Raw genomic sequence first — 24,967 nt, 5'->3', positions numbered from 1 at the left:
CCTGTCTGCCGGTTCGATCAATTCTGCAATGGTCCCCATGCCGGATCGCTGCCCCCGTCGGGTGTGCGAACAGGGCGAAGATTTCGACCCGAGATATCCACGGAATAAAGCGAAGACCGTCCGCTTGCCCCCTGCGTTTCCCGCGAGAACATGATGACCCGACCATTAGGCGACCAGGTTGGTCCTTCATCCAGGAATGAGGCAGTCAACAGGCGTTCCTCACTGCCATCTGTGCGCATCACACCAATATGGAAACGACCCTTGTTCTGTTTGGTGAACGCAATCAGGTCACCGCGCGGAGACCAGACCGGCGTACCATAACGCCCCTGACCAAAACTGATGCGTGTAGCCTCGCCACCATTGGCGGGCATAATGTAGAGTTGCGGGGTGCCAGACCGATCGCTTTCGAACACGATCTGAGTACCGTCCGGTGAATAGCTGGGTGCTGTCTCAATCGCAGGCGTGTTGGTCAGACGTACGCTCTGACCCGAAGCCAGATCCATCTTCCAAAGGTCGGTATTACCCCCTTGAATCAACGAATAGACGATCGATCTACCATCGGGCGAAAAGCGCGGTGAAAAGCTCATTGTGCCGTCCTGCGTCTTCAATTCCTGCCGTTTCACACGACCGACATCCAATACGTAGATACGCGGCCTGCCGCTTTCATAACTGGTGTACAGCAGCCGATCACCCGTTGGCGAAAACCGTGGTGCAAGAACGATTGCGGCGCTGTCGGTCAGGTACTGAACATTGGCGCCATCATAGTCCATGATCGCCAATCGCTTACGCCGCTGATCTTTGGGTCCGCTTTCCGAAACAAAGGCAACCCGGCTGTCGAAGTATCCACCTTCACCCGTGATACGGCTATAAACCTGGTCGGCCACCTTATGTGCCATGCGACGCCAGCCATCAGTAGTACCAGCGAACTGCAGGCCATTGCCCAGCTCTTGCCCCGAAAACACATCCCAAATCCGGAACCGCACCGTAAGACGTTTGCCCGAGACATTGACCGCACCAGTAACCAGCGCTTGTGCATTGATCGCCTTCCAATCGGCGAATTGAACAGGGGCTTCGAAACTGCTGACCCGACTGATGAAAGCATCGGATGAGATTTCACGGAACAACCCCGTGCCGGTCAGGTCGGCGGCAACGACGCGCGAGATATCGGTCGCATACTGCGCTGCTGCAGGACTGTCCGGCACGAAACTGGGCACCGCAAAGGGCATGGGTTCGATAATGCCCTCAGTGAGCTCAAGGCGTAGCGGTCCGCTTTGCGCATATACCGGCGCCGACAACAGAGTCAGACCGACAAAGAGGCTGGTCAGAAGTTTCATCATTTGATCCGCATCCTCTCGGGATTGAATGTAATCTCAATATCCTGCCAATGTTCATATTTGTCAGCAGGCAGGTCATAACCTCTGGCACCACAGCGCAGGATCGCGCGGCGCGCCGCATCAAAGGCTTGTTTTTCCGCGCCGGCGGAACCGCCAGAACTGTCCAGCAGGCGCAAACTGCCGCCCACGACCGTTCCGTCACGGTTCAGCGAGAAGCCGACTACCACCACAGTACTCAATGCGTCGGTCGACAGCGATCCGACATTCCAGCATCGTGATACGGCCAGACGCATCGCGTCCTTCTCGCCGCTGGTCAACGGTGGACCGGAAGGTTCAGAATCGCGCAGAGCCTCGGAAAGCGCATCCTCAATCGCGTCCTGTTCACTGGACGACGGCGCCTCTGCCGGGGCGGCAGGCTCAGATGTTTCCGCAACTTCAGGTTCAGCGGGCGGTGCAGGACGGTTGGGTCGAACGCGCGGTCGGGGAGAGGTTGTCGGTGCCGTCTTATCGGATTCCTCAGCCTCGGTCACGATCTGATCCGTGGCTTCCTCGGGTGCGGTCTGGTCCTGTTGCTCTTGCTGCGTCTCAGCGCCTTCGTCCAGAGAAACCGGTGGCGATTCCACGTCATCAATCTGGGCCTCGGGTGGTGGCGGGGCTATTGGTTCGGGTGCTACGCGATCAGCTGGCCTGGGCTGGGCCTCGGGTCCGGGAAGTGTGGGAAGGACTACCGCTTCTGGCTCTGGCTGTTCCAAAACCGGCGGCTCTTCAACCACTTCGGGCTCGGGTGGCACTTCGACCGTTTCCGGTACCGGTTCAGGTTCAGGTTCGGATGGCGTCACCGGCTCGGGGCGCGGTTGTTCTTCCTGAGTGGGCTCAGGCGCGTTCACCTCTTCAACGGGTTCAGGGGGCTGCTCCAGTGATTCAGGTGTCGAAGGAACCTCAGGCGCTTCGCGCTGCGCGGTCATTGCCGCGAACTGCTCAGCAGAGATCACGGATACATCCTGCACAGCCATAGGCAGCGGTTCCGACCGGAACGTACCGCCGAACAACGCCCACCCGATCAGACTTACATGGGCAATCGCTGAGATCTTGGTGCCGGTTTCCACCCCGCGGCCTCACTCTCCACCTTCGTCCAGCGTTGGCCCGCCCGTATCGGTAACAAGGCCCACATTCGAAAATCCGCCCGCATTCAGGGCGCCCATGATCTGCATCACCTGCGCATAAGGAATAGCGCCGTCCGCCCGCAGAAATACACGGTCACTGCTGCGCTCAGCCGCAATGGCGCGCAACTTGCCAATCAGTTCTTCGCGCAGAACATCTGTCGTCTGGATCTGAACCCGACCATCCGCAGTGAGGGTTACAGTCAAGGGTTCTTCATTGTCCCCGGGCAATGCGCTGGCGGCGGTTTTGGGCAGGTCAACCGGAACACCCACAGTCAGCAAGGGGGCTGCCACCATGAAAATGATCAGCAACACCAACATGACATCAACAAAAGGCGTGACGTTGATTTCCGCCATCGGCTGTGCGCGACCGCGGCGACGACCGCGCCTGCGCCCGTTTCCGTTTGACGATTGCTGAACCGCAGCGCCCATGTCAGCTGTCCAACTGACGAGAAAGGATAGTGGCGAACTCGTCGGCAAAAGCTTCATAGCCACCGACGATCCGATCACTGTCGGCGCTCAGCTTGTTGTAGAAGATCACGGCCGGGATCGCGGCCAACAGGCCGAGGCCGGTTGCCAGCAACGCCTCGGCAATGCCTGGTGCCACAACTGCAAGGTTCGTGTTCTGCTGCTCGGCAATCTCGATGAACGCATTCATGATGCCCCAGACAGTACCAAACAGGCCGATAAACGGCGCTGTAGAACCAACTGTCGCCAGAATGGGCAGGCCTTTTTGCAGGGTTTCAGCCTCTTTCGCGATGGCCACATCCATTGATCTGTCGATCCGGGCCGTTGCGCCTGCGATCAGTCCACCGTCAGTACGATGGGACCTTCGCCACTCGATCATTCCGGCCGCAAATATCTTTTCCGAACTTCCGTCCGGGCGTGAACCAATCTCTTCGAACAGCTCATCCAGAGGATTGCCCGACCAGAAAGATTCATCAAAAACCTGCGCCTCACGGCGTGCAGCGCGATAGTTGATGAGTTTCTGTATAATGATCGCCCAGGACCAGAATGATGCGATCACTAGGATCAGCATGACCACCTTGACGATGAATGTCGCGCGGGCGAACAGCCCCCACATGGAGAAATCGATCTCCTGCGCCAGCACCAGCGTTTCAGCTTCCATGAACCTGCTCTTTGTTTTGCCTGACGGCCGTTCGTTTGGCCTTGTTTTGCCAGACGCTAACGCAGATCGGTATGAAATGCCAACATAACCACCCCTGGGCTACGTTTTGTTACATCAATGCGCGAATCTCTGCCGGAAGGCGGATTGGCTTGCCTTCGCTGTTAATGCAGACAGCCGTGACTGTGGCGCGGAATATTTCCGTTTCACCCCGCAAAACCAACTGTGCCATCGTCAGCCGAACGCCCGAGATTGCGACAACGTCGGTCTCAACGGTCAATTCGTCATCAAATTTGGCAGAGGCAAGATAGTCTGCTTCCAGCTTGCGCACGACCCAGACAACACCATCATCTCGCATCGCGTTCTGATCATTCCCCAGCTTGCGAACCCAGTCAGACCGGGCGCGTTCGATGTAGCGTAAGTAATTTGCGTGATAAACGACACCACCCATGTCGGTGTCTTCGTAATAGACCCGGATCGGAAAGATATGTTTCTGTTTCTCTAGTGACTTATCTTGCGACATCGCAAATCCGGCTATCCAGTTTCATCAATCTGTCCTTTGGGGCCTAAGCCCCGCCCCCACAGACATGCCCGCGCAGTGGCAATCCCGCAATCCCTGATTGATCAGAAAATTCACTGAGGCCGTACTCAGTATCGAAATCTGCGCATTTGCATTCTAGTGTTCCAAGTTATGCTGAGGCATTGAACAGGGACCTTAATGACTAAAGCTACAAGAAATGGGATCACATTTCCGCTTCCTGTTCTGCAGGGCATCTTACCTTTCAAACGATCGAACCTACCGACCGAGATCCTTGCGGGCCTCACCTTCGCCTGCCTCGCGATCCCCGAAGTCATGGGTTACACGAAAATTGCCGGAACCCCGGTAATTACCGGCCTCTACACAATCCTCATACCGATGGCATTGTTCGCCATCTTCGGATCTTCCCGTCATCTGGTTGTCGGAGCGGATTCCGCAACTGCGGCCATAACCGCCTCAGCCTTGGCGGGAATGGCGGTGTCGGGGTCATCCGAATATCTCGCGCTGGCTTCGCTTCTGGCACTGATGGCTGCGGTACTCCTGATCGCCGCTCGGATCATTGGTCTTGGGTTTTTGGCCGATTTTCTGTCCAGAACTGTCCTCGTCGGCTTTTTGACGGGCGTTGGTATTCAAGTCGCCAGTGGAGAGATCCCCGGAATGCTGGGCATTGAAGTCCCCGCCCATGGAACCACAGCCAAGCTGCAGGGGGTCGCTGAACATTTCGAACAATTCAGTTGGCCAACACTGGTTGTCGCATTGGGTGTACTGGCCGTAGTGACCGGCTGCAGGCGCCTGTCCCGCAAAATTCCCGGCCCACTGATCGCAATACTGGGCGTGATCCTGTGTAGTTGGGCCTTTCAATTCAGCGGCGCAGGCATCGCAGTTCTGGGGGCGGTTCCCAGCGGCCTGCCCTCGCTTTCTATCCCGGCTGTGGACTGGAGTTGGTCTCTGTTCAAACAACTGTTGCCAACTGCACTGTCGATCTTTGTGGTGATCCTTGCACAAAGCGCCGCGACTTCCCGCGCCTATGCGGCACGCTACGAAGAGAAATTTGATGAGAATTCGGACCTCGTCGGGCTTGGTCTTGCAAACCTTGGCGCTGCATTTACCGGAACTTTCGTCGTCAATGGCAGCCCTACCAAAACCGAAATGGTGGCAAGCGCAGGTGGGCGTAGCCAGATCGCTCAACTTACCACAGTCGCGATCGTTCTGGTCGTGATCCTGTTTCTGACCGGTCCGCTTGCTTATCTGCCAAACGCAGCACTGTCTGCCATCGTGTTTTTGATAGGCGTGAAGCTGATCGATGTACGGGGGCTGGCCAATATTTACAGGCAGGCCCGATCCGAATTCTGGATCGCCATCGCAACTGCTGCCGTTGTCGTTTTCGTTGGCGTTGAACAGGGTATCATTTTTGCGATGGTGCTATCGCTCATTGATCACACGCGCCGGGGGTATCACCCCAAGAACTCTGTCATCGTGGAAAACAAGGTCACGGGTTGGCATTCAAAATCGATTGACCACCCCAACCAGTTTGAACCGGGTCTGGTCATCTATCGTTTTTCCCACAGTCTATACTACGCAAATACTCAGCGCCTGTCTGACGAAGTTGCCACTATTACCCAAGGTGCTGACCACAAGCTGTCTTGGTTTTGCATCGAAGCTTCGGCAATTGATGATGTAGATTTCACGGCAGGCTACACTTTGCGCAACGTTCACCAATACCTGCAGTCAAAGGGCATCAAACTGGTCTTTTTACTTGTCGAACCCGATGTCCGAGCGGAACTGGACAGATATGGCGTCACCGATCTTGTCGGAAAAGACGCCTATTTTGAATTCGGCAGCGAATTGCTTGAGGCTTTTCACCATCGCACAGGTCGCGAACACGGCACCCAAAGTGCGTCGGGAAAACCATAAACGAGACTGTCGCTTACTGAGGTTGCTGCAAGCGTGCGAACAACCGCAGCGCATGGGATGCATCATGTGCCACACCGGGCAGAACCGGATCATAGGCCGCACGGATCAATGCAGCGATGTCCGGACGCAGTATGGTCGCGTCGCCTGCCACCGCCAGTGGTGATTGCGTTCTGAACGCAGTGTCCGACCACAGCAATACGGTCTGAACCACCTGACTTAGCGCCAGTGTCTCTGCCGGGACCTTGGACAGTTCCTTGTCCATCCTCAGAAAGACAAAAGCTGCGCGGATGGCACCGTCTTCTTCGAACCGGAATATGCGATATTGATTGGCGTCTGCAGCTTCAAGGCGGTCAACCAATGGCGCCAGATCCGGGATCAGGCGATCAAGATCGGGAACCTCAAGCAGCTCCTGCCAGTCCCGGAAAAAGAAAACCATACAGTTGGCGCCCAGTTCCGGGTCCGTTTCGGCCATTTTGTGATCGGCCAAGGTAACAACTGCTTCAAAGGCCCCTTTGACGGTTGCCAGAGTCTCATCCTCGACACCAAAAACGATTGGCACGATTGGCCGACCCCAACGCGCGAACAGGAATTCTCCGTTTTCGCGGGTGAACAGCGCTTCGATCTCTTCTGGTGTCACGCCCAAACCTTCATCTGCATTAGATCACTATGGCTGAAGGCATAGTTTCTCTGGCTGTGGTCTTCAACCAAACAGATCGCTTTGCCGCTTGGGCGCGGTCATGCCCAAATGCGTCCAGGCCTTCTGTGCCAGCATCCGTCCGCGCGGAGTTCGTTGTATGAGGCCTTGTTGCAGCAAATAGGGTTCGATGACTTCTTCCAGCGAGTCTCGGCTTTCCGACAACGCAGCCGATAGAGTTTCAATCCCAACAGGGCCGCCCGAGTAATTTTCAGCAATCAGCGTCAGGTAACGGCGGTCCGCGCCATCCAACCCAAGATTATCCACACCCAGCCGTGTCAAAGCACCATCTGCCAGTTCGCGCGTAATCCGCCCATCACCTTCGACGATAGCAAAATCCACGACACGCCGCAGCAGCCGCCCGGCAATTCGGGGCGTGCCACGAGACCGGCGGGCGATTTCACGCGCACCATCGTTATCCGCAGGCGCGCCTAACTTACGTGCATTGCGCGTGACGATCTCGTGCAGCTCGTCGACCGTGTAGAACTGAAGCCGGGTCGGAATACCAAATCGGTCACGCAAGGGTGTGGTCAGCAAGCCCATTCGCGTCGTTGCCCCGACAAGCGTGAAGGGTTGCAACTCGATCCGTACAGTCCGCGCGGCAGGTCCCTCACCAATCACCAGATCGAGCTCGAAATCTTCCATCGCGGGGTAAAGCACCTCTTCCACTGCCGGGTTCAGACGGTGGATTTCGTCGATAAACAGGACATCACGTGCTTCGAGATTGGTCAGGATCGCAGCCAGATCACCCGCTTTCGCCAGAACCGGCCCGGAGGTCATGCGAAAATTCACCCCCAGCTCGCGCGCCATGATCTGCGCCAATGTGGTTTTACCCAATCCGGGGGGGCCATGAAACAACGTGTGATCCATTGCTTCGCCCCGTTGGCGTGCGGATTGGATAAAGATGCGCAGATTGGCGCGGGCTTCGGCCTGACCGATAAATTCATCCAACCCCTGAGGGCGCAATGCGCGGTCGTTATCCTCCGGCAGCGGCTCGGGGCGCAGAGCGGGATCAGCGTCTACCATTCATTCACCCTTTCGGAGCCAGCAATTGCAGGGCGGCACGGATCAAACCTGCTTCGTCTGCATCCGGGTTGTTGGCGGCAGCCTCGGCAACCGCAGCTGCTGCGTCCGACGGACCATAACCGAGATTGGACAGGGCAGACAGCGCACCCGCTGATGCGGCAGCAGCCCCGGAGGCTGGTTTGGGCGTTCGTTTCGGTACGGGCGCTGCCTCGACAGGCTCTACAACTTCGATCGCAGGGCCATCCATCGCATCCGTCACGGTGCCACCCATCGCCATTACGCCTGGCGCTTTGTCTTTGAGATCAAGCACGATCCGCTGCGCAGTTTTAGGTCCGACACCTTTCGCCGCCTTCACTGAGCCCCAGTCGCCCAGTGCAATGGCGCGACTGACACCATCCGGCCCCAAAGCGCTCAGGATCGCCAGAGAGACCTTGGCTCCGACGCCCTGCACGGAGCACAGCAACCGATGCCATTCCTTTTCGACCAGCGACAGAAATCCGTAGAGCTGCATCAGATCTTCGCGCACGACCATATCTGTGTAGAGCGAAATGCCTTCCCCCGCACCCGGCAGTGCCGCCATTGTCCGGTCAGAGCAATAGACGATGTATCCCACACCCCGGACATCAATCAGCACGTGATCTGCTGCGCGATAGTCCAGCTTTCCGGTGAGTTTTCCGATCATGCCCGTACCTCTTTCAAACGCGTCTGTTGCGTCTTTCCGTAATAGGCGTGACAGATCGCAATCGCCAGAGCGTCTGCGGCATCCGCCCCTTTGGGCTGACATCCGGGCAATTGCAGTTTGACCATGTGCAGAACCTGCTCCTTTTCCGCGTGCCCGACACCCACGACCGTTTTCTTGACCCGGTTCGGAGCATATTCCCCCACCGGCAATCCGGCCTGTGCCAACGTCAGCAACGCCACGCCACGCGCCTGACCCAGTTTGAGCGTTCCCGCCCCATCCTTGTTCACGAAAGTCTGTTCGATGGCTGCCTGATCGGGTGAATGTTCGGCAATAACCTCGACGATCTGATTGTGCAGCGACAGTAACCTCTCGCCCAAATCATCCCCGTCCGATTTGCACAAACCATTTGAGACATGGCTCAGACGGCTGCCATTCGATTCGATGACGCCCCATCCCAGGGTTCTCAACCCCGGATCAATGCCCAGAATCCGCATGTTTTGCCTCGGCCTGCTCGGGTTTTCATGATCTTTTTCACCGATTAGCACGAAACATGAACATTTTCCAAGCGAATTGACCTCACGCCAAAAAACGACACAACTATCCCAAGCGCGACAGAGTGGCCTGTTTTCGACCTCGAATAGTCAGGAATCGACCTGTTTTATGAAGGCATTTTCACCAATTATTTAAGGGGATTACAGGCCCATAGAGCATTGCAGAAACTGCATAGGACACATGCAAAAACTGCTCTTGTGCGGGAAATCCGACATCACTAGATGCCCGGCAGATCACAAGATCAGAAGTTAACACAAACCAGAAGGAAACAGGATATGGCTGCACTGGACACCACCCGCACCACCACTGGCTCATTCGGCCTCGTTGGCCGTATCGGCGCAACGTTCGCATCGGTAGTAAACGCCGCAGTTGAATGGAATGACGCTCGCGTAACTCGCAACGCGCTGAACGGTCTGACCGACCGCGAGCTGGAAGATATCGGCCTGAGCCGCGGCGACATTGAGATCGTTGCTGAGGGTCGTCGCTAAGACTACCACTCACTCGCCCCGTTATCCCTCGGGGGTAAATAAGAACACCGCGCGCCATGAGCCGCGGTGTTTTTTGTTTAACTACTGTGATGACAATGCGGTTAGAAGCCCCTGATCGCAGGCCTCTTGGATAGCAGAGGCGTCAGCGTTTTCACGTCGCTTTAGTACATCACCTTGCTCAACTGAGCTGAAACAGCTTCGGTCACCGGATCGATTTGCATGATCCAAGCCCCGGCCTGTTCAACCGACGTTCCCTCGTTCAGGCTGTTCACCCGAAACTGATAGGCAGATGGCCCCAAGCTTGATAGGAGAAACGCCTTGAAAGCGAAAAACCCAACCAGGCACAGCAAAAGAACCTTTGCCGGAACCGCGGATCTTACGCGTTGTGGCTTCATCACGACCAAGCCGTCTTTGCGCATCGACGCACGATACCCACGGCTCATCTTTTGATGCTTCTTGCTCAGGCGATGAACGCGCTGATCAAATTCCAGTTGTTTACCCGTCATGGCAGCCTCCGAAAACCGCCCCCCTCGACTTCATCAGGTGACGGTAGATAGAGAATGCGTCAAAAGAGTGGCAAAAATCCACAAAACTCCTGCAAATGGTCTAAGTAACGCCCTGTTTCGTTAAGATTAGCGTCGTCCACTCACCAATCTCACTCCTATCAGTAAGATTGAACCCATTTTGAGAATAAACAGACGCGACTTCGTCAGCCTGCTCGTTAAGGATTCCCGACAGGATCGCATGCCCGCCATCCCGCAGATTCTCTGCTATTTCGGGTGACAGAGCCACCAAGGGGCCCTTCAGGATATTAGCAAAAATCAGGTCGTACGGCGCTGATGACTGCAACTCCCGGTGATCAAACCCTGCTGCTTCGACACACCGAACTGCGCCAGATATTCCGTTGGCCTTCAGGTTTGCCTCAGCCACATCAACGGCAACTTCGTCAATATCGCTGGCCAGTATCTCGCCATCCCAAACCCGTGCAGCCGCCATGGCCAGCACAGCAGTCCCGCAACCGATGTCCGCGACTTTGTCCGCGCTAAACCCATCCTCGATCAGCCTGTCCAGCGCCTTAAGACAGCCTAGCGTCGTGCCGTGATGCCCCGTGCCAAAGGCCATCGCTGCCTCGATGAGCAATGGAATGCGATCTTCGGGGATCTTGTCGGCATCATGGCTGCCATACACAAAAAAACGGCCCGCTTCGACCGGAGCCAACTCGCGACGAACATGCGCGACCCAGTCGGTTTCGGGCAACTCGGAAACCACAAATGGCTTGGCCTCGAAGGCCACAGCCAAGACAGCCAGCGCAGTCTCATCAGGTGCCTCGGTGAAATAGCCGCCGACTTCCCAGAGGCCGGATCCGTCCTCGACCTCGAACACACCTACACCGGTTGGTTCCGGCTCCAGACGCTCCATCGCTTCGCCCAGTCCTTCGGCTGCGGCTTTCCCGTTCAGAGTGGTGAGCGCTGTGAATGTCGGCATGGATGCCTCCTGTTTAAGTTGTCACAGCGCCTATGGCGACAGGCGGCCAAGGTCAAGCACTGGCGCTTATTCTGCAGGCGCGGGCGCGTATTTCGACAGGATTGTTTCGTTGCCGGGTTCAGGGTGGCGGGGGATCAGCAGAGACAACGCCAGAGACACCAGAGCCATTGCAGCAGCCAATGCGAACACCACACCGGGTGATACGACCCACAGCAACCCCAAAAGCGCAGGCAGGAATACCGCCGCGATGTGATTAATGGTGAAGGCCACAGCTGCTGTCGGCGCGATATCCGCCGGATCAGCGATCTTTTGGAAGTAGGTTTTCAGCGCCAGCGCCAGCGCAAACAGAACATGGTCAATCACATAGAGGATAGCCGCCAGCAGCACGCCCCAGCCAAACCAGTAGATACCGCCATAAGCTGCGAACACGATAGCCAGACCGGTATACTCGAAGATCAGTGTCCGGCGTTCGCCAAAGACGGAAACGGCCTTACCCAGCATCGGCGCTGCCGCCATGTTGATCACCAGATTGATCAGGTAGAGGCTGGTCAGTTCATGGACTTCGAAACCAAACTTCTCGACCATCATGAAACCTGCAAAGACAACAAAGATCTGTCGCCGTGCTCCGGCCATGAACTGCAGTGCATAATACAGCCAGTAACGTTTACGCAGGACCAGTTTCTTGGTCTGCGGCGTCGGTGAATCGAATTGCGGGTAAGCGAGCAGACAGAACAGCGCCAGCAGGGCTGTCACTCCGCCCGCAGCCATGAAGACCGTATTATAGGACAGATCAAACCGGTCCCAGGTCAGCACGATCAGACCGTAGACCACAGCTGTCGCCGCCGATCCCATGGCAACCAGCCATCCCAACACCTGGGGCGCACGGTCTTTGGGCAACCATTGCAACTGAAGCGACTGGTTCACCGTCTCATAGTAGTGAAAACCGATCGAGCTGAAGAGGGTCACAAACAACAGGCCACCAAGGCTTGGAAACCATGCCGTTACTGCTGTGGCCACGCCGAGCATCATCAGCGAGATCATCGCCAGCACCTGCTCGCGCACGAATATGATGACTGCGATCACACCAACGGCCAGGAAACCGGGGATTTCCCGCACTGTGTGCAAGAGGCCGATATCCGCGCCATCGAAATTTGCCACTTCGATTACGAAGTTGTTCAGCAACGCACTCCATCCGTTGAATGCAATCGGCATAGTCAGCGCCATCATGAACAGGAGCGTGACGGGTCGGCGCCAGAACGGAAGGCTCTGCGCCTCGGATAGGGGCATTGGTTTCAGCATGAGAGTCCTCTACGCCCATTTCTGTAATTTGGCGAGAGGAAAGCAGTCGCCGCACATTGCCTCTGCACTGGTGCAGAAGTCAGTAGAAACTTTGTGGATCGATATCGACCGTCAGGCGAATATCGCCCTTCAACCGCAAAGGCGCGATCCAGCGCGCGATTGCATCCTGAATGGGCGCGCCTTTCGGGGCTTTGACCAGCAGTCGCACCCTGTGCCGTCCGCGAATTCGGGCAATCGGTGCGGGCGCCGGGCCAAAGACCTGTGCGCCGATATCGCGCAACGGGCCATCATTGCGCGCCATGGCGTTTCCGATGTCGAACACAGGACCAACCTCTGGCCCCGAGAGCACTATCCCGGCCATACGACCATAAGGGGGAACGCCTGCAGCCTGTCGCCCGGCAGCTTCTGCCTTCCAGAATCCTTCTTCATCCCCGGATAAAATCGCCCGGATCACGGGATGTTCCGGCTGGAAGGTCTGTAGCAGCGCCTGACCCGGTTTATCTGCCCGCCCAGCGCGGCCAGCAACCTGGCGCATCAGCTGGAATGTCCTCTCGGCCGCGCGCAAATCGGCGCCATGCAGGCTGAGATCGGCGTCGATCACGCCAACCAGTGTCAGTTTCGGAAAGTTGTGCCCTTTGGCCACCAGCTGCGTACCGATGATGATATCTGCCTCACCTTCGGCGATCTCTTCGATCTTGGCTTTCAGGGCCCGGGCCGATCCGAACAGATCAGAGCTGAGCATCGCAATATTGGCTTCAGGAAAGGTCGCCTCAGCCTCTTCGGCCAAACGTTCAATCCCCGGCCCGACCGGAGCCAGCTTGCCCTCGACCCCGCAGGATGGGCACACCTCGGGCATCGGCTTCGTCTCACCGCATTGGTGGCACATCAAGCGTTTCAAAAACCGGTGTTCGACCATCCGCGCATCACAGTGATCACAGGCAATCTGCTCACCACAAGCCCGACATAAGGTAACGGGCGCATAGCCACGGCGATTGATAAACAGCAGCGACTGCTCGCCTTTCTCAATCCGCTGTCGCACTGCCTGACGCAGAGATGGGGAAATCCAGGTTCCCGGCTGCATCTGTTCCGCCCGCATGTCGATTGGCCTCATCTCGGGCAGAATGGCGGCCCCAAACCGCGACGTTAGATCGATCCGATCATACTTTCCTGCCTCGGCATTGGCCCAGCTTTCCAGCGAAGGCGTGGCGCTGGCCAGTACCACCCGCCCCCCACAGATGGCTGAACGCAGCACGGCCATGTCGCGCGCGCTGTACTGGACACCATCCTCTTGCTTGTAAGAAGTGTCGTGCTCCTCATCGACCACGACCAAGCCCAGATTGCGAAACGGAAGGAACAGGGCCGATCGCGCCCCGACGACCAGTTGCGCATCCCCCTGCCCGACCATTTGCCAGACCCGGCGGCGTTCAGTCATCGTCGCGCCCGAGTGCCATTCAGCCGGGCGCGCGCCAAACCGCGCCTCGACGCGGGTGAGGAATTCCGCGGTCAGCGCGATCTCAGGCAACAGAACCAGCGCCTGTCGTCCCATGCGCAGCGCCTCGGCCACGGCCTCCAGATAAACTTCGGTCTTACCTGAGCCTGTCACGCCCTTGAGGAGCGTGGTTCCGTAACTCCCTGACTGCTGACCTTCCTGCAGCTTTGCAACTGCGGCCGCCTGATCTTCGGTCAGCTCTTTTCCTGGCAGATCCGGGTCCAGATGTGGATACGGCAGATCACGGGGACTGTCTTCCTCCCGCACTGCACCCAGCTTGACCAGCCCTTTGACGACAGATGAGGTCACGCCGGCCTGCTCGGCCAGTTCTTTCAGCGTAAAGGCAAGACCGCCATAATCACGCAGAACCTCAAGCACGCGGGTGCGCGCGTCGGTCATACGGTCCGGTTCAGTATTGCCAAGGCGATAGATCTTACGCATCGACGGCGGATCACCCAATCCGGGAGCGCGTGTTGCCAGCCGCAGCATCGCGGGCATCGGCGTCAGCGTGTAATCCGCCACTTTGCCCAGAAACACGCGCATTTCTTCGCGCATCGGTGCGACTTCCAACACCCGGATCACCGACCGGGCCTTGTTAAGATCAAATCCCCCTTGCCCCGGTCCCCAGACAACACCCAGAACCTTACGCGGCCCCAACGGGACCTCCACAAATGCACCCAGAAAACACCCACCCTCGGGCGCTTTGTAGTCCAGCGTCCGGTCCAGAGGCTGTGTGGTCAGAACCGCCACCAGTTCGCCTTCGTCAAAATACTCCTGAGTGCTCAACGCATATCCTCGGGCCGGGGGGTTTCAGCAAGTCTCTCTTTGGGGTAAAGCCATCCGCGACCAAGGCCAACCCATCAAAGGACTGCCCTCATGAAATTCTTCGTAGACACAGCCGAGATCGATGCCATCGCCGAACTGAACGATTTGGGCATGGTAGACGGTGTGACCACCAACCCTTCGCTGATCCTGAAATCGGGTCGCGACATTCTGGAAGTAACCAAAGAGATCTGTGATCTGGTCGACGGTCCCGTCTCGGCCGAAGTCGTGGCCACCGAAGCCGACGACATGATCGCCGAAGGCCGCAAGCTGGCCAAGATCGCTCCGAACATCGCTGTGAAGGTGCCGCTGACCTGGGCCGGCCTGAAAACCTGTAAGACGCTTTCGGACGAAGGTCAGATGGTCAACGTAACTCTGTGCTTTTCGACCAATCAGGCCATTTTGGCGGCAAAGGCAGGCGCGACTTTCATCTCACCCTTCATCGGACGTCTCGACGACATCAACCTCGATGGCATGGACCTGATCGCCGATATCCGTCAGATCTATGACAATTACGGGTTTGAAACCGAAATCCTGGCGGCCTCGATCCGCACCGTAAACCACGTGACTGACAGCGCCCGTATCGGCGCCGACGTGATCACCGCACCGCCCGCCGTCATCAAGAAGCTGGCCGATCACCCCTTGACTGACAAGGGTCTGGAAACCTTCCTGGCCGACTGGGCCAAGACCGGTCAGAAAATTCTCTGATCCCGACTGTTTCTGCGAAACCGCGTGGCGCCCTCGGCGCCGCGCTAGGCCCAACTGCAAAATCTGATCTCTGATCAGAGAGATGCAGGCGGGAGCACCTTACCACCACATTGCTGCACTAATTCGAGCTTCAGGTGCATTTTTTCCAAGTCAAATCCGGTGTCCCGTGCTATAAACCGCGCAACAAAAAAAGACCGGACAGTAAATGAGCAGCAACCCGAAACTCGAGGATAATCTCCGCGCCGCGATTCTGGCTGAGCCTGACGCTGTGCTGGATGACAAGGACCTGATGCAGGCGCTTGTAACTGCGAATGAGCGCGCACGTGGTGACAACATCATCGATCTGCGTGGGATCGCCATGCAGCGACTCGAAGCCCGACTGGATCGGCTGGAGGATACCCATCGTTCGGTGATCGCAGCTGCCTACGAAAACCTGGCAGGCACCAATCAGGTTCATCGCGCCATTCTTCGTCTGCTTGAACCCGTCGAGTTCGAAGATTTCCTTCGCACACTGGGTAATGACGTCGCCGAAATATTGCGCGTCGATAAGGTCACTCTGGTTCTGGAAACTACACTTATTCAAGACGACCCCGCGGTCGACAAACTAGGCGGTGTTCTGACAGTCGCAGAGCCCGGCTTCATCGACAGCTATCTGACCTATGATCGCAGCGGGCAACCCCGGGATGTTACCTTACGCGAAATACACCACTCCAATCGCAGAATCTATGGCGACAAGGCCGACCAGCTGCGCTCCGAGGCGTGCCTGAAGCTTGATCTTGGCGAAGGTCGCCTGCCCGGGATGATCGTCATGGGCGCCAAGGATCCCAGACATTTCTCACCCCAGCTGGGAACCGATCTTCTGGCCTTTTTTGCTGGCGTGTTCGAACGCTCGATGCGCCACTGGCTGTCGTGAGCCTGATCTCTCCGGCGTGCCGCGATGCACTCCAGCACTGGCTGGACGGTCTGGGGGCACTTTCTGGACGATCGGAAAACACGTTGACGGCCTATCGTGGTGATGTCAGCGAATTCCTGTCGTTCATGACACTCCATAACAGTGCCCGGCAGGGGCTGGCTGCGCTGGAGCGGATCACAGTCTCAGACATGCGGGCCTGGATGGCGCAACAGCGCGAAACAGGTGTTGGCGCGCGTTCGCTGGCGCGCAAACTCTCCGCTGTCAAAACATTCTACCGCTGGCTGGCAGAGCGTGAGGGTTTTGAGCCGACAGCAGTTCTGTCAACGCGCGCACCGAAATACACCAAGAAACTCCCACGCCCTCTGGCCGAAGATGCCGCCCGCGCGATGATCGAAACTGTCGAATTGCAATCGACTTCTGACTGGGTTGCTGCACGTGACGTCGCCGTTGTGACATTGCTGTACGGGTGTGGCCTTCGCATTTCCGAAGCCCTGTCCCTAAAGGGGGCAGACGCACCACTGCCATCCACCTTGCGCATTCTTGGAAAAGGCGGGAAGGAACGGATTGTCCCGGTAATCCAAGCCGCGAAAGACAGTGTCGAGCATTACCTGCAACTGTGCCCTCATTCAAAATCACCCAATGCGCCTTTGTTTCGGGGCGTGCGCGGTGGACAGTTAAACCCCCGAGCCATTCAGGGCGTCATGGCCAAGGCACGCATGCAACTGGGTCTGCCGTCAACGGCAACGCCTCATGCAATGCGCCACAGCTTTGCCACGCATCTCCTGTCGGCTGGTGGGGATCTACGGGCGATCCAAGAGCTGCTGGGCCACGCATCCCTGTCAACTACGCAAACCTATACAGCAGTTGATACGGCGCGGCTGATGGAAGTTTACAACCGCGCGCATCCGAAGGCGTAAGACCCACACTACCTAAACAATTTTCGAGCGCATCGGCAGCCACTGGCTTTTTGCTTTGCATCTCCGGCTTGCATCGTTCATGACACCTGCATGACACTCAGATTTAAAGCTCTTTCCGTTCATCTGTTCACCGCAACCGGCGCTGTTTTTGCCATGTTGGCCATGCTGGCTGCTGTCGAAGAAAAATGGAGCCTGATGTACCTCTGGCTCGTGGTATCTTTCATCGTAGACGGGATCGATGGCCCCCTGGCCCGGCATTATGACGTCAAGAAGAACGCGCCTGAATTTGACGGGGTGCTCATGGATCTGATCATCGACTATCTGACCTATGTGTTCATCCCGGCCTATGCATTGTTCAAATCCGGGTTGATGGACGGCTGGACTGGCTGGTTCGCAATCATTGTCATCACTTTTGCAAGCGCGATGTATTTTGCCGACACACGGATGAAGACCAAGGATAACTCTTTCTCAGGCTTCCCCGGATGCTGGAACATGTTTGTCGTTGTGATCTTTGCACTCGAGCCAAACTTCGGGTTCATCCTCATTCTGGTCACCTTACTGGCAATCGCTATGTTCCTGCCGCTCAAGTTCATTCATCCGGTGCGCACCGAGCGCTGGCGCACGCTGTCACTGCCAATGGCACTGGCATGGACATTCTTTGCGGGTTGGGCGGCCTGGGTCGATTTCCATCCGGAAAGCTGGGCACATTGGGGTCTGGTAATCACCAGCCTGTATCTGGTGTCTGCGGGCATTGCTCAGCAACTGATCCCACAGCGAAACGCGTGACAAATCTCAAAGGGCGCTGGACCATGACAGCGCCCGAGAGCCTTTCTACAGGACTTCTTCGACTTCGAATTCAGTCCCGTTATGCGTAAAGTAGTCACCTTCTTTCAAACCAACCATCGCCAGATAAATCGGGCTTTGTGTTGAAATTCCCATATAGGTTTTGCCATCCACCTCAAACCGGGTAGTCGATACGCATACCACAAAGCGCCGGTTGTTGAATTTGATAACCGCACCGGGCTGCACCGTATCGGTTACGCTGAAATCCGTGTTTTCAATCACGTCGATCTTGGCGTGATGGGCGTGAACCGGCGCATCAAAAGCTGCGGCCAGATCCGCATTCTCGCGTGACGCAGCTATGTCGTCCTTGTCATGCCCTTCCCGGTCATCAAGCTGAGCATCTTTCAGGAATGCATCATAATGCGCCTGAGCAGTTGCCAGTTCTTGCTCTTCAAGCGACATAAGCCGGTCTATGATCGCCTTTTTCCGGGCGGCACGGTCTGTCTGGGCAGTCATACAATGCGGTCCTTTAAATTCAGCATCTGATATAAGTTGGGCCGCAAACAAGTGGATTGCAACAGGATTCAACCGATCAGATCAGCAGGCCCGCCGCGCGTTCGTGCCGTAAAAGAGCTACTTTGGTCTCGATACCGCCCTGCCCTGAAAACCCGCCAAGACTGTTCGCAGCCAGAATCCGATGGCACGGAATGATGACCGGGATCGGGTTGGCACCACACGCCCGCCCTACAGGCTGGGCAGGCTGGCCTAGCTCTTTCGCGATATCGCCATAGGTTCGGGTCTCTCCGAACGGGATGGCGAACATAAGATCGCAAACCTGGCGCTGAAATTCGGAGCCATCGACGTGATACGGCAAATCGAATTGCTCCAGCCGGCCTTCGTCATATGCCGTCAGCTGTGCAGCAGCCTCTTTCAACAACGGGGTGTTCGGCTCTTTGTTCGTACCGTTCCAAACCAGACGCGTGATTGCGCCGTCTGTTTCTTCGACCCCAAGACATCCGAACTGTGTTTCAACCGCGATCATTGGCATACGCGCAGGCTCGCAGATTGACAGAATTGACGCAACCAACGAAAAGCCCCGCCCTTTGGTAAAAGGGCGGGGTTTCTTTGCTTTAGCTCAGCGCTTCGTCACAGCGGCCACAGACGCCTTCGTGCGAATGTCGTCCGACATCGGGCAGGATCTTCCAGCATCGCTGGCATTTCGCACCTTCGGCCTTCTCGAACACGACGCCGACGCCTTCGATTTCAGGCGCACGGAAAGCCTCAGCCGGGGCAGGATCGCCTGTAACGGTCAAGCCCGAAGTGATGCACATGTCATCCACATCGAATGTCGCCAGCAGGTCGCGGGTTTCAGCGTCTTCGATATGCACAATCGGTGCCGCCTCGAGGCTGGAGCCGATAACCTTGTCCTGACGCTGTACTTCGAGCGCAGCAGTCACAGCACGACGAACACGGCGTACCTTGGCCATGTTGGCTTCCAGTTCAGCGTCGCGCCAATCGGCGGGCGTGTCGGGGAAGTCGACCAGATGGACCGAGCTGTCATCCCCCGGGAATCGTTCCAGCCAGACCTCTTCCATGGTGAATACCAGAACCGGCGCCAGCCAAGTGGTCAGGCGATGGAACAGGATGTCCAACACGGTGCGCGCCGAGCGACGACGCAGGTTGTCGCCGTCGCAGTACAGCGCATCCTTCCGGACGTCGAAATAGAAGGAAGACAGGTCAACTGTCGCAAAGTTGAACACTGCGCTGAATACACCCTGGAAATCGAACGCAGCATAGCCTTTGCGGACCTGCTCATCCAGCTCCGCCAGACGGCTCAGCACCCAGCGTTCCAGACGCGGCATATCTTCAGGTGCAACGCGATCCGCCTCGGTGAAGTCAGCCAACGAGCCCAGCATGAATCGCATGGTATTGCGCAGACGCCGATAGCTGTCGGCGGTGCCTTTCAGGATCTCCGGCCCGATCCGCTGGTCGGCGGTATAGTCGGTCTGAGCAACCCACAGACGCAGGATATCGGCGCCGTACTGCTTGACGACCTCTTCCGGCACGATGGTATTGCCCAGCGACTTGGACATCTTGTTGCCCTTGGCATCCAATGTGAAGCCATGGGTCACAACGTTCCGGTACGGCGCACGGCCTTTGGTGCCACAGGCTTGCAGCATCGACGAGTGGAACCACCCGCGGTGCTGGTCGGTGCCTTCCATATAGACGTCGGCGATGCCGTCTTCGGTACCGTCTTCGCGGTCACGCAGTACGAAAGCGTGTGTCGAACCCGAGTCAAACCACACGTCCAACACGTCGAAGACCTGATCGTAATCCTCGGGGTTGGCGATGCCATCAAGGATCTTCTCTTTGAAGCCGTCGGTGTACCAAACATCCGCGCCGTCTTTCTCGAACGCCGCCTTGATGCGTGCGTTGAGGTCTTCGTTGCGCAGTAGGTAGTCTGCGTCGGTGGGCAGAGCACCCTTTTTGGTGAAGCAGGTCAGCGGCACGCCCCAGGCGCGCTGGCGGGACAGAACCCAGTCCGGGCGCGCTTCGATCATCGAGTACAGACGATTCCGGCCTGTCTGCGGCGTCCATTTCACCAGCTCGTCGATCGAACGCAAGGCGCGTTCGCGGATGGTGTCGCCCATTTCACCCATGCCATCGTCCAGCTTGCGGTCAACGGACGCAAACCACTGTGGCGTGTTGCGATAGATGATCGGCGCTTTCGAGCGCCACGAATGGGGATAGCTGTGCTTGATCTTGCCACGCGCCAGCAACCCTCCGACCTCGACCAGCTTGTCGATGACCGCTTTGTTCGCATCACCCTCGCCACCCTTGCGGGACAGGATGTATTTGCCACCAAAGAACGGCAGATCGGCGCGGAACGAGCCATCGTCCATCACATTATAGGTGATGACCTGCTCGAGCATGCCAAGATCACGATAGAGTTCGAATTCTTCCATACCATGCGACGGCGCACAGTGAACGAAGCCGGTTCCTTCGGTATCGGTCACGAACTCAGCCGCACGGAAGTCACGGATGTCGTCCCATTCGCCATTACCACCCTCGGCCCCTGCCAGCGGGTGGGTCAGTTGGACGCCCGCCAGCTCATCTGCGGTCACGTCACGAACACGGGCCCATTGGTCGTCGTTCAGACGGGCGCGGCCCAGAACGTCAGCGGCCAGATTGTCCGCCAGCAGGAACTTGTCGCCTACATTGGCCCAGCATTCTTCCGGCGCGCCGGTGACTTCGTACAGGCCATAGGAGATATCCTTGCCGTACACGACCGCCTTGTTCGACGGCATGGTCCAAGGCGTAGTAGTCCAGATTACGACGTAGGCATCTTTCAACTGACTTCTGCTTGTGAAATCCGCGGGCAATCCATCGCTAGCAAAATCAGTAACCTTGAACTTCACCCAGATGGTGAAGCTTTCCTTGTCGTGATACTCGACCTCGGCCTCGGCCAGCGCAGTCTTCTCGATCGGCGACCACATGACAGGCTTCGAGCCTTGATAGAGCGTGCCGTTCATCAGGAACTTCATGAACTCGTCGGCGATCACGGCCTCAGCGTGATAGTCCATGGTGATATAGGGATCGGGCCAGTTGCCGGTGATGCCCAGACGCTTGAACTCTTCGCGTTGGATATCGATCCAGCCCTCGGCGAACTTGCGGCATTCCTGACGGAAATCGACAATGTTCACCTCGTCCTTGTTGTTGCCCTTCTTGCGGTACTGCTCTTCGATCTTCCATTCGATCGGCAGGCCGTGGCAGTCCCAGCCGGGTACATAACGCGAGTCAAAGCCCATCATCTGATGGGACCGCACGATCATGTCTTTGATGGTTTTGTTCAGTGCGTGGCCGATATGCAGGTGACCGTTTGCATACGGAGGGCCATCATGCAGGGTAAAGGGCGCTCGGCCCTCTTTCTCGCGTAGGCGGTCGTAGACGCCGATCTTCTCCCAACGCTCCAGCCAAGCAGGCTCGCGCTTGGGCAGGCCAGCGCGCATTGGGAATTCGGTTTTGGGCAGATTCAGCGTGTCTTTGTAGTCAGGTGTTTGGGTCGTGTCGGCGCACATGGGGGGCGTCCTCAGAGTGATCTTGTCGTGAATGGATCGAAGCGGTCAGTGCGAAATCTCAAGCACCTTTGCCCGGCGTCTCGCGATATCAGAGCGCCGGGGATATAATTCGAATAATGATGGCCAGACGGTCATACATGGCCGCGCTTATAGGACGCCCTTGCCTAATGGTCCAGAGGTTCTGCCTCCTGCGGCGAATGGCGCAGCTTGGCCCAACGATTGAGCCATGCCAAACCCGCCAGAGCAAGCCCAAGCGCCAGCAACGAGAACACCCGGATCAGCCCGCCCAGACCCGCGATATCGATCAGGAACACCTTGGCCACGGCAAGGCCGATCACTACCAATCCTGCCTTGCGCATCAGATCGGACTGACGAGCGAGCGACTGGTAGAACAAGATTGCGCCAATAACCAACAGCGTCAGGGTGTAGGTGTACAATTCGGGCTGCGTGACACCATTGCCCTCGTACATACCCTCGGGCCCCTGCCAAAAGTGGCGGATCGCAAGCCCCAGCCAAAATGCTGCAAGCGCGCCTGCAGCAATGTAGCTGATCTGTTTCAGCCTCAAGGGCATCGACGGAATCCGCCACGCTGAAAGCCCGATGACCAGCGCGGGTAACAGATAGGCCACCGCAAGCGTGTTCAGGATCGGGGGGCCAAGCACCGGATCGACGTAGAGATGGAGCAGCGGGTTTTGTTCGATCAGCGCCTCTGCCAAACGCACCACACCATGTGCCGCGAAAAAGCCCGCAAGCAGATAGCGTGCGTAGTTCAGCTTACCGCCCAGCTCGAACCTCTGAACCTGAGCATAGGCCAGCAGCAGCCAGATCACGGAAAGCAACCCAAGCCCCCACGGACTGCTCTGAGCCCCGCCTTCGCCGAACCCCTCGAGCCAGCGCATCAGCAGCAGAGACAGCAATATGCCACCGGTCGCCCATGCGGCGCTTTCCAGCAACAGCACAGCCACCGGCCGCGTGAGTGGCCTAAGCAGCCACCATCCGATCAGGAAGCCAATAACTGCCGCGCCATAGACAAATGTCATTTCGAGCAACGGTGCTGTATCCGCCCACTCAAGACCTGGATTGAGGACCAGCCTTACCGTGATTGAAAACACTCCGGCCCAAATAAACCAACTCATCGGCGGCAGTGTGAATTTTCGGTCCAAAGCAGCGGCGATCACCACCGTTACGACAAGCGCAACTGTCAGCGCGGCCGAACTGAGGACAATTACACAGGCGAAGGTCAGGCAGGACAGAGCTGAAAGAGTGACCAAGGCTGTGCGCAAGCGGTATTCACCGTCAATTCGCGCAAACCGCTCGGCCAGAACCACCATCACTGCGCCCAGTGCAATGGCATGCAGAGCCCATGGGTAGGCTCCGATCACCTGCGCAGGGTTCCAGCCGATTTCCAGCCCGATTGCCATCACTGGCGCGAACACTGCAGCGCCCCCTGCCCAGACAACAGCATAACGCCCGCCCATGAAGGAACGCCATGCGGCAAGCAGTGTGATCACCGCGCCCAACGCGACCAAGATAGTAACGACCATCGGATAGTCGGCCTCGGCGGTTTCCGCGTAGGTCGCCGCAAACGCCCGTTCAACAGAACCTCCGTCCATCCCGTGTGAAAAAACCGACCACACAAGACCCGCAGCAGGGAACACAACCAGGTCCTTCAGGGCGCGTGCATCCTTTGCCCAGATGATCAGCGCAAACAGCAATGCAACGAACAAGACTATGCCAAGCCAGAACTCCGAAGACGAGTCTGCCCAGTGAAGCGAGAGGATCACGGAACTGGCAACCACTGCCCCAAAAGCCAGCCGGGTTGGGAATTCAGGCCAAGCCCCCCCTTTCTTGCGCTGGATAGTCTCCAAAACCATCAGTCCCGAGTGATCGGGGATCAACCGCCTGACCGGAATTGCGATCGTAATCAGCGCAAGAACTGTGGCAAATGTCAGATATGCTGGTTCAGTTGATGGCGACGACAAGACCAGCAGCAAGGCCGTTGCGTAAGACCCAACCAGCGTAAGCACCGAAATCCAGGCCCATCGGCGGACGGTATCGATGCCCAGCCCCAGCACGGCGATCACGAAAAAATATCCGTAAAGCCATGAAGGATCATTCGATGAGCCACCAACCATGAAAGGTGCTGCGAAAGCTCCGATCAGACCAACAGCGGCCAATAGCGGGCCATGAAACCAACCCAGCACCAGCCCCGTCAGTGCAATCACGACCATTCCAAACAATGCGGTTTCGGGGCCAATCAGATCATATAGCTGTCGTGCGGACAGTACGCCCCCAAACAGCGTCACAAGCCCTGCGCCCGAGAATACCGACGGCAAATAGGCGGTGGCCGAGTCCTCATCGTCGCCGAACCGGCGGCGTACCACTTCACCTGCTACGATCAGAGCTGCACCAAAGGCCAGCGCGGCCAGAACACGGGCAGTGGGCGGCAGCAGGCCATTTTCAACGCCATATTGGACAAGGAATATACCTGCGAGAGCCAGTGAAAGAGCAGAGACCGCATAAAACCAATTCTCGCGCAGCCAAGCGCCCAGCGCCGCAATCCGATCCCCGCGAAAGACAATCGCTCCACTGTCTTCTTCTTCGGCCTCAACGGCGGTCATGTCGGTTTGTTCACTCTCAACCGCCGCAGGCATCTCTTCGGTCTTTGGTGCAGACCATGGCGCAGGTTTCGACTGTTCTTTTTCCTCCTCGGAAAGTTCCTGCTCAGCGGCTGACATGGGTGATGTAGTAGGCGCTCGCTCAGTCGCGCCCATCGACATCTCCGTGAGCTGATGTTCGAGTTGTTCAACCCGTTTACGCAAACGGGACTGACCGACCAACAACACAATGATCGAAATGGGTATGGCCAGAACAATCAGGCCAATGAGGACGAGTAGGGACTCCAAAAAAATACCTCCGGAGATAATCGGCCTGAACCTACATTGAACGGGCACCGGG

At 57.3% G+C, this 24,967-nt stretch carries 23 protein-coding genes; 6 read left to right on the top strand and 17 right to left on the bottom strand.

Features of this window, described 5'->3' with window-relative positions:
- Nucleotides 1-17: 17 nt before the first annotated feature.
- The 5 genes from tolB to ybgC form a co-directional block, all read right to left on the bottom strand.
- Nucleotides 18-1,337: a Tol-Pal system beta propeller repeat protein TolB gene (gene tolB, locus GOX61_RS03075; RefSeq protein ID WP_170331190.1), complete on the bottom strand. Its 1,320-nt coding sequence runs from the start codon at nt 1,335-1,337 to the stop codon at nt 18-20.
- Nucleotides 1,334-2,440: an energy transducer TonB gene (locus GOX61_RS03070; RefSeq protein WP_170331188.1), complete on the bottom strand. Its 1,107-nt coding sequence runs from the start codon at nt 2,438-2,440 to the stop codon at nt 1,334-1,336. The genes tolB and GOX61_RS03070 overlap by 4 nt, the downstream gene beginning before the upstream one ends.
- Before the next feature lie 9 nt (nt 2,441-2,449).
- Nucleotides 2,450-2,926: a protein TolR gene (tolR, locus tag GOX61_RS03065; protein WP_155143319.1), complete on the bottom strand. Its 477-nt coding sequence runs from the start codon at nt 2,924-2,926 to the stop codon at nt 2,450-2,452.
- A gap of 1 nt (nt 2,927) precedes the next feature.
- Nucleotides 2,928-3,623, bottom strand: coding sequence for a protein TolQ (gene tolQ, locus GOX61_RS03060; protein ID WP_155143318.1), 696 nt, complete (start codon nt 3,621-3,623; stop codon nt 2,928-2,930).
- Nucleotides 3,624-3,732: 109 nt separating this feature from the next.
- Nucleotides 3,733-4,143: a tol-pal system-associated acyl-CoA thioesterase gene (ybgC, locus tag GOX61_RS03055; RefSeq protein ID WP_170331186.1), complete on the bottom strand. Its 411-nt coding sequence runs from the start codon at nt 4,141-4,143 to the stop codon at nt 3,733-3,735.
- Nucleotides 4,144-4,338: 195 nt separating this feature from the next.
- Between ybgC and GOX61_RS03050 the strand changes: the two genes are divergently transcribed.
- Nucleotides 4,339-6,072, top strand: a complete 1,734-nt coding sequence (locus tag GOX61_RS03050; protein ID WP_170331184.1) for a SulP family inorganic anion transporter — start codon at nt 4,339-4,341, stop codon at nt 6,070-6,072.
- A 13-nt stretch (nt 6,073-6,085) separates the two neighbouring features.
- Here the strand turns inward: GOX61_RS03050 and GOX61_RS03045 are convergent, their stop codons facing one another.
- The 4 genes from GOX61_RS03045 to ruvC all read right to left on the bottom strand — a co-directional run bounded on the left by GOX61_RS03045 (nt 6,086) and on the right by ruvC (nt 8,968).
- Complete coding sequence (locus tag GOX61_RS03045) at nt 6,086-6,709, bottom strand: hypothetical protein (RefSeq protein WP_170331182.1); 624 nt, start codon at nt 6,707-6,709, stop codon at nt 6,086-6,088.
- 63 nt (nt 6,710-6,772) lie between these two features.
- A complete protein-coding gene (gene ruvB / locus GOX61_RS03040) occupies nt 6,773-7,792 on the bottom strand; it encodes a Holliday junction branch migration DNA helicase RuvB (protein ID WP_170331180.1) in 1,020 nt (339 codons plus the stop codon).
- 4 nt (nt 7,793-7,796) lie between these two features.
- Entirely contained in the window at nt 7,797-8,474 is a 678-nt protein-coding gene (ruvA, locus tag GOX61_RS03035; protein WP_155143313.1) for a Holliday junction branch migration protein RuvA, read from the bottom strand.
- Nucleotides 8,471-8,968, bottom strand: a complete 498-nt coding sequence (gene ruvC / locus GOX61_RS03030; protein WP_155143312.1) for a crossover junction endodeoxyribonuclease RuvC — start codon at nt 8,966-8,968, stop codon at nt 8,471-8,473. Before ruvC ends, ruvA begins: the two co-directional genes overlap by 4 nt.
- 333 nt (nt 8,969-9,301) lie before the next feature.
- On the opposite strand from ruvC, the gene GOX61_RS03025 reads away from it, so the two are divergent.
- Complete coding sequence (locus tag GOX61_RS03025) at nt 9,302-9,514, top strand: DUF1127 domain-containing protein (RefSeq protein WP_155143311.1); 213 nt, start codon at nt 9,302-9,304, stop codon at nt 9,512-9,514.
- A 161-nt stretch (nt 9,515-9,675) separates the two neighbouring features.
- Here GOX61_RS03025 and GOX61_RS03020 read toward each other — a convergent pair whose 3' ends face one another.
- The 4 genes from GOX61_RS03020 to GOX61_RS03005 form a co-directional block, all read right to left on the bottom strand.
- Nucleotides 9,676-10,020 carry a hypothetical protein gene (locus tag GOX61_RS03020; protein WP_155143310.1) on the bottom strand — a complete coding sequence of 115 codons (345 nt, stop codon included), beginning with the start codon at nt 10,018-10,020 and terminating at the stop codon, nt 9,676-9,678.
- 100 nt (nt 10,021-10,120) lie between these two features.
- Nucleotides 10,121-10,999, bottom strand: a complete 879-nt coding sequence (locus GOX61_RS03015; protein WP_170331179.1) for a 50S ribosomal protein L11 methyltransferase — start codon at nt 10,997-10,999, stop codon at nt 10,121-10,123.
- Nucleotides 11,000-11,065: 66 nt separating this feature from the next.
- A complete protein-coding gene (locus GOX61_RS03010) occupies nt 11,066-12,298 on the bottom strand; it encodes an MFS transporter (protein WP_170331177.1) in 1,233 nt (410 codons plus the stop codon).
- Nucleotides 12,299-12,377: 79 nt separating this feature from the next.
- Entirely contained in the window at nt 12,378-14,573 is a 2,196-nt protein-coding gene (locus tag GOX61_RS03005) for a primosomal protein N' (protein ID WP_170331175.1), read from the bottom strand.
- Nucleotides 14,574-14,663: 90 nt separating this feature from the next.
- Here GOX61_RS03005 and fsa point away from each other — a divergent pair, with 90 nt between their 5' ends.
- From fsa to GOX61_RS02985, 4 genes are all read left to right on the top strand, one after another.
- Nucleotides 14,664-15,317 carry a fructose-6-phosphate aldolase gene (gene fsa, locus GOX61_RS03000; RefSeq protein WP_170331173.1) on the top strand — a complete coding sequence of 218 codons (654 nt, stop codon included), beginning with the start codon at nt 14,664-14,666 and terminating at the stop codon, nt 15,315-15,317.
- A 205-nt stretch (nt 15,318-15,522) separates the two neighbouring features.
- Nucleotides 15,523-16,230 (top strand): DUF484 family protein, encoded by a 708-nt coding sequence (locus GOX61_RS02995; RefSeq protein WP_170331171.1) that lies wholly within the window; start codon nt 15,523-15,525, stop codon nt 16,228-16,230.
- Entirely contained in the window at nt 16,227-17,147 is a 921-nt protein-coding gene (locus GOX61_RS02990; RefSeq protein ID WP_170331168.1) for a tyrosine recombinase XerC, read from the top strand. Before GOX61_RS02995 ends, GOX61_RS02990 begins: the two co-directional genes overlap by 4 nt.
- 90 nt (nt 17,148-17,237) lie before the next feature.
- Nucleotides 17,238-17,933: a CDP-alcohol phosphatidyltransferase family protein gene (locus GOX61_RS02985; RefSeq protein WP_170331166.1), complete on the top strand. Its 696-nt coding sequence runs from the start codon at nt 17,238-17,240 to the stop codon at nt 17,931-17,933.
- A gap of 45 nt (nt 17,934-17,978) precedes the next feature.
- Here the strand turns inward: GOX61_RS02985 and GOX61_RS02980 are convergent, their stop codons facing one another.
- The 4 genes from GOX61_RS02980 to GOX61_RS02965 form a co-directional block, all read right to left on the bottom strand.
- Nucleotides 17,979-18,446, bottom strand: a complete 468-nt coding sequence (locus tag GOX61_RS02980; protein ID WP_155143303.1) for a hypothetical protein — start codon at nt 18,444-18,446, stop codon at nt 17,979-17,981.
- A 76-nt stretch (nt 18,447-18,522) separates the two neighbouring features.
- Complete coding sequence (locus GOX61_RS02975; protein ID WP_170331165.1) at nt 18,523-18,978, bottom strand: methylated-DNA--[protein]-cysteine S-methyltransferase; 456 nt, start codon at nt 18,976-18,978, stop codon at nt 18,523-18,525.
- 82 nt (nt 18,979-19,060) lie between these two features.
- Complete coding sequence (gene ileS / locus GOX61_RS02970; protein ID WP_170331163.1) at nt 19,061-22,009, bottom strand: isoleucine--tRNA ligase; 2,949 nt, start codon at nt 22,007-22,009, stop codon at nt 19,061-19,063.
- Between the two features lie 164 nt (nt 22,010-22,173).
- Nucleotides 22,174-24,915: a DUF2339 domain-containing protein gene (locus GOX61_RS02965; protein ID WP_170331161.1), complete on the bottom strand. Its 2,742-nt coding sequence runs from the start codon at nt 24,913-24,915 to the stop codon at nt 22,174-22,176.
- Nucleotides 24,916-24,967: the final 52 nt, after the last annotated feature.

The organism is Ruegeria arenilitoris, from assembly GCF_013030265.1.
GTDB lineage: Bacteria > Pseudomonadota > Alphaproteobacteria > Rhodobacterales > Rhodobacteraceae > Ruegeria > Ruegeria arenilitoris_E.
The sequence above is the reverse complement of the archived record's forward strand: the minus strand, read 5'-3'. Positions and strand labels throughout refer to the sequence as shown.

What these genes read in the sequence shown, in the direction of transcription:
- tolB (WP_170331190.1), bottom strand. Translation starts at nt 1,337, where the DNA reads ATGATGAAACTTCTGACCAGCCTCTTTGTCGGTCTGACTCTGTTGTCG.
- tolR (WP_155143319.1), bottom strand. Translation starts at nt 2,926, where the DNA reads ATGGGCGCTGCGGTTCAGCAATCGTCAAACGGAAACGGGCGCAGGCGC.
- tolQ (WP_155143318.1), bottom strand. Translation starts at nt 3,623, where the DNA reads ATGGAAGCTGAAACGCTGGTGCTGGCGCAGGAGATCGATTTCTCCATG.
- ybgC (WP_170331186.1), bottom strand. Translation starts at nt 4,143, where the DNA reads ATGTCGCAAGATAAGTCACTAGAGAAACAGAAACATATCTTTCCGATC.
- GOX61_RS03050 (WP_170331184.1), top strand. Translation starts at nt 4,339, where the DNA reads ATGACTAAAGCTACAAGAAATGGGATCACATTTCCGCTTCCTGTTCTG.
- ruvB (WP_170331180.1), bottom strand. Translation starts at nt 7,792, where the DNA reads ATGGTAGACGCTGATCCCGCTCTGCGCCCCGAGCCGCTGCCGGAGGAT.
- ruvA (WP_155143313.1), bottom strand. Translation starts at nt 8,474, where the DNA reads ATGATCGGAAAACTCACCGGAAAGCTGGACTATCGCGCAGCAGATCAC.
- ruvC (WP_155143312.1), bottom strand. Translation starts at nt 8,968, where the DNA reads ATGCGGATTCTGGGCATTGATCCGGGGTTGAGAACCCTGGGATGGGGC.
- GOX61_RS03025 (WP_155143311.1), top strand. Translation starts at nt 9,302, where the DNA reads ATGGCTGCACTGGACACCACCCGCACCACCACTGGCTCATTCGGCCTC.
- GOX61_RS03020 (WP_155143310.1), bottom strand. Translation starts at nt 10,020, where the DNA reads ATGACGGGTAAACAACTGGAATTTGATCAGCGCGTTCATCGCCTGAGC.
- GOX61_RS03015 (WP_170331179.1), bottom strand. Translation starts at nt 10,999, where the DNA reads ATGCCGACATTCACAGCGCTCACCACTCTGAACGGGAAAGCCGCAGCC.
- GOX61_RS03010 (WP_170331177.1), bottom strand. Translation starts at nt 12,298, where the DNA reads ATGCTGAAACCAATGCCCCTATCCGAGGCGCAGAGCCTTCCGTTCTGG.
- fsa (WP_170331173.1), top strand. Translation starts at nt 14,664, where the DNA reads ATGAAATTCTTCGTAGACACAGCCGAGATCGATGCCATCGCCGAACTG.
- GOX61_RS02995 (WP_170331171.1), top strand. Translation starts at nt 15,523, where the DNA reads ATGAGCAGCAACCCGAAACTCGAGGATAATCTCCGCGCCGCGATTCTG.
- GOX61_RS02985 (WP_170331166.1), top strand. Translation starts at nt 17,238, where the DNA reads ATGACACTCAGATTTAAAGCTCTTTCCGTTCATCTGTTCACCGCAACC.
- GOX61_RS02980 (WP_155143303.1), bottom strand. Translation starts at nt 18,446, where the DNA reads ATGACTGCCCAGACAGACCGTGCCGCCCGGAAAAAGGCGATCATAGAC.
- GOX61_RS02975 (WP_170331165.1), bottom strand. Translation starts at nt 18,978, where the DNA reads ATGCCAATGATCGCGGTTGAAACACAGTTCGGATGTCTTGGGGTCGAA.
- ileS (WP_170331163.1), bottom strand. Translation starts at nt 22,009, where the DNA reads ATGTGCGCCGACACGACCCAAACACCTGACTACAAAGACACGCTGAAT.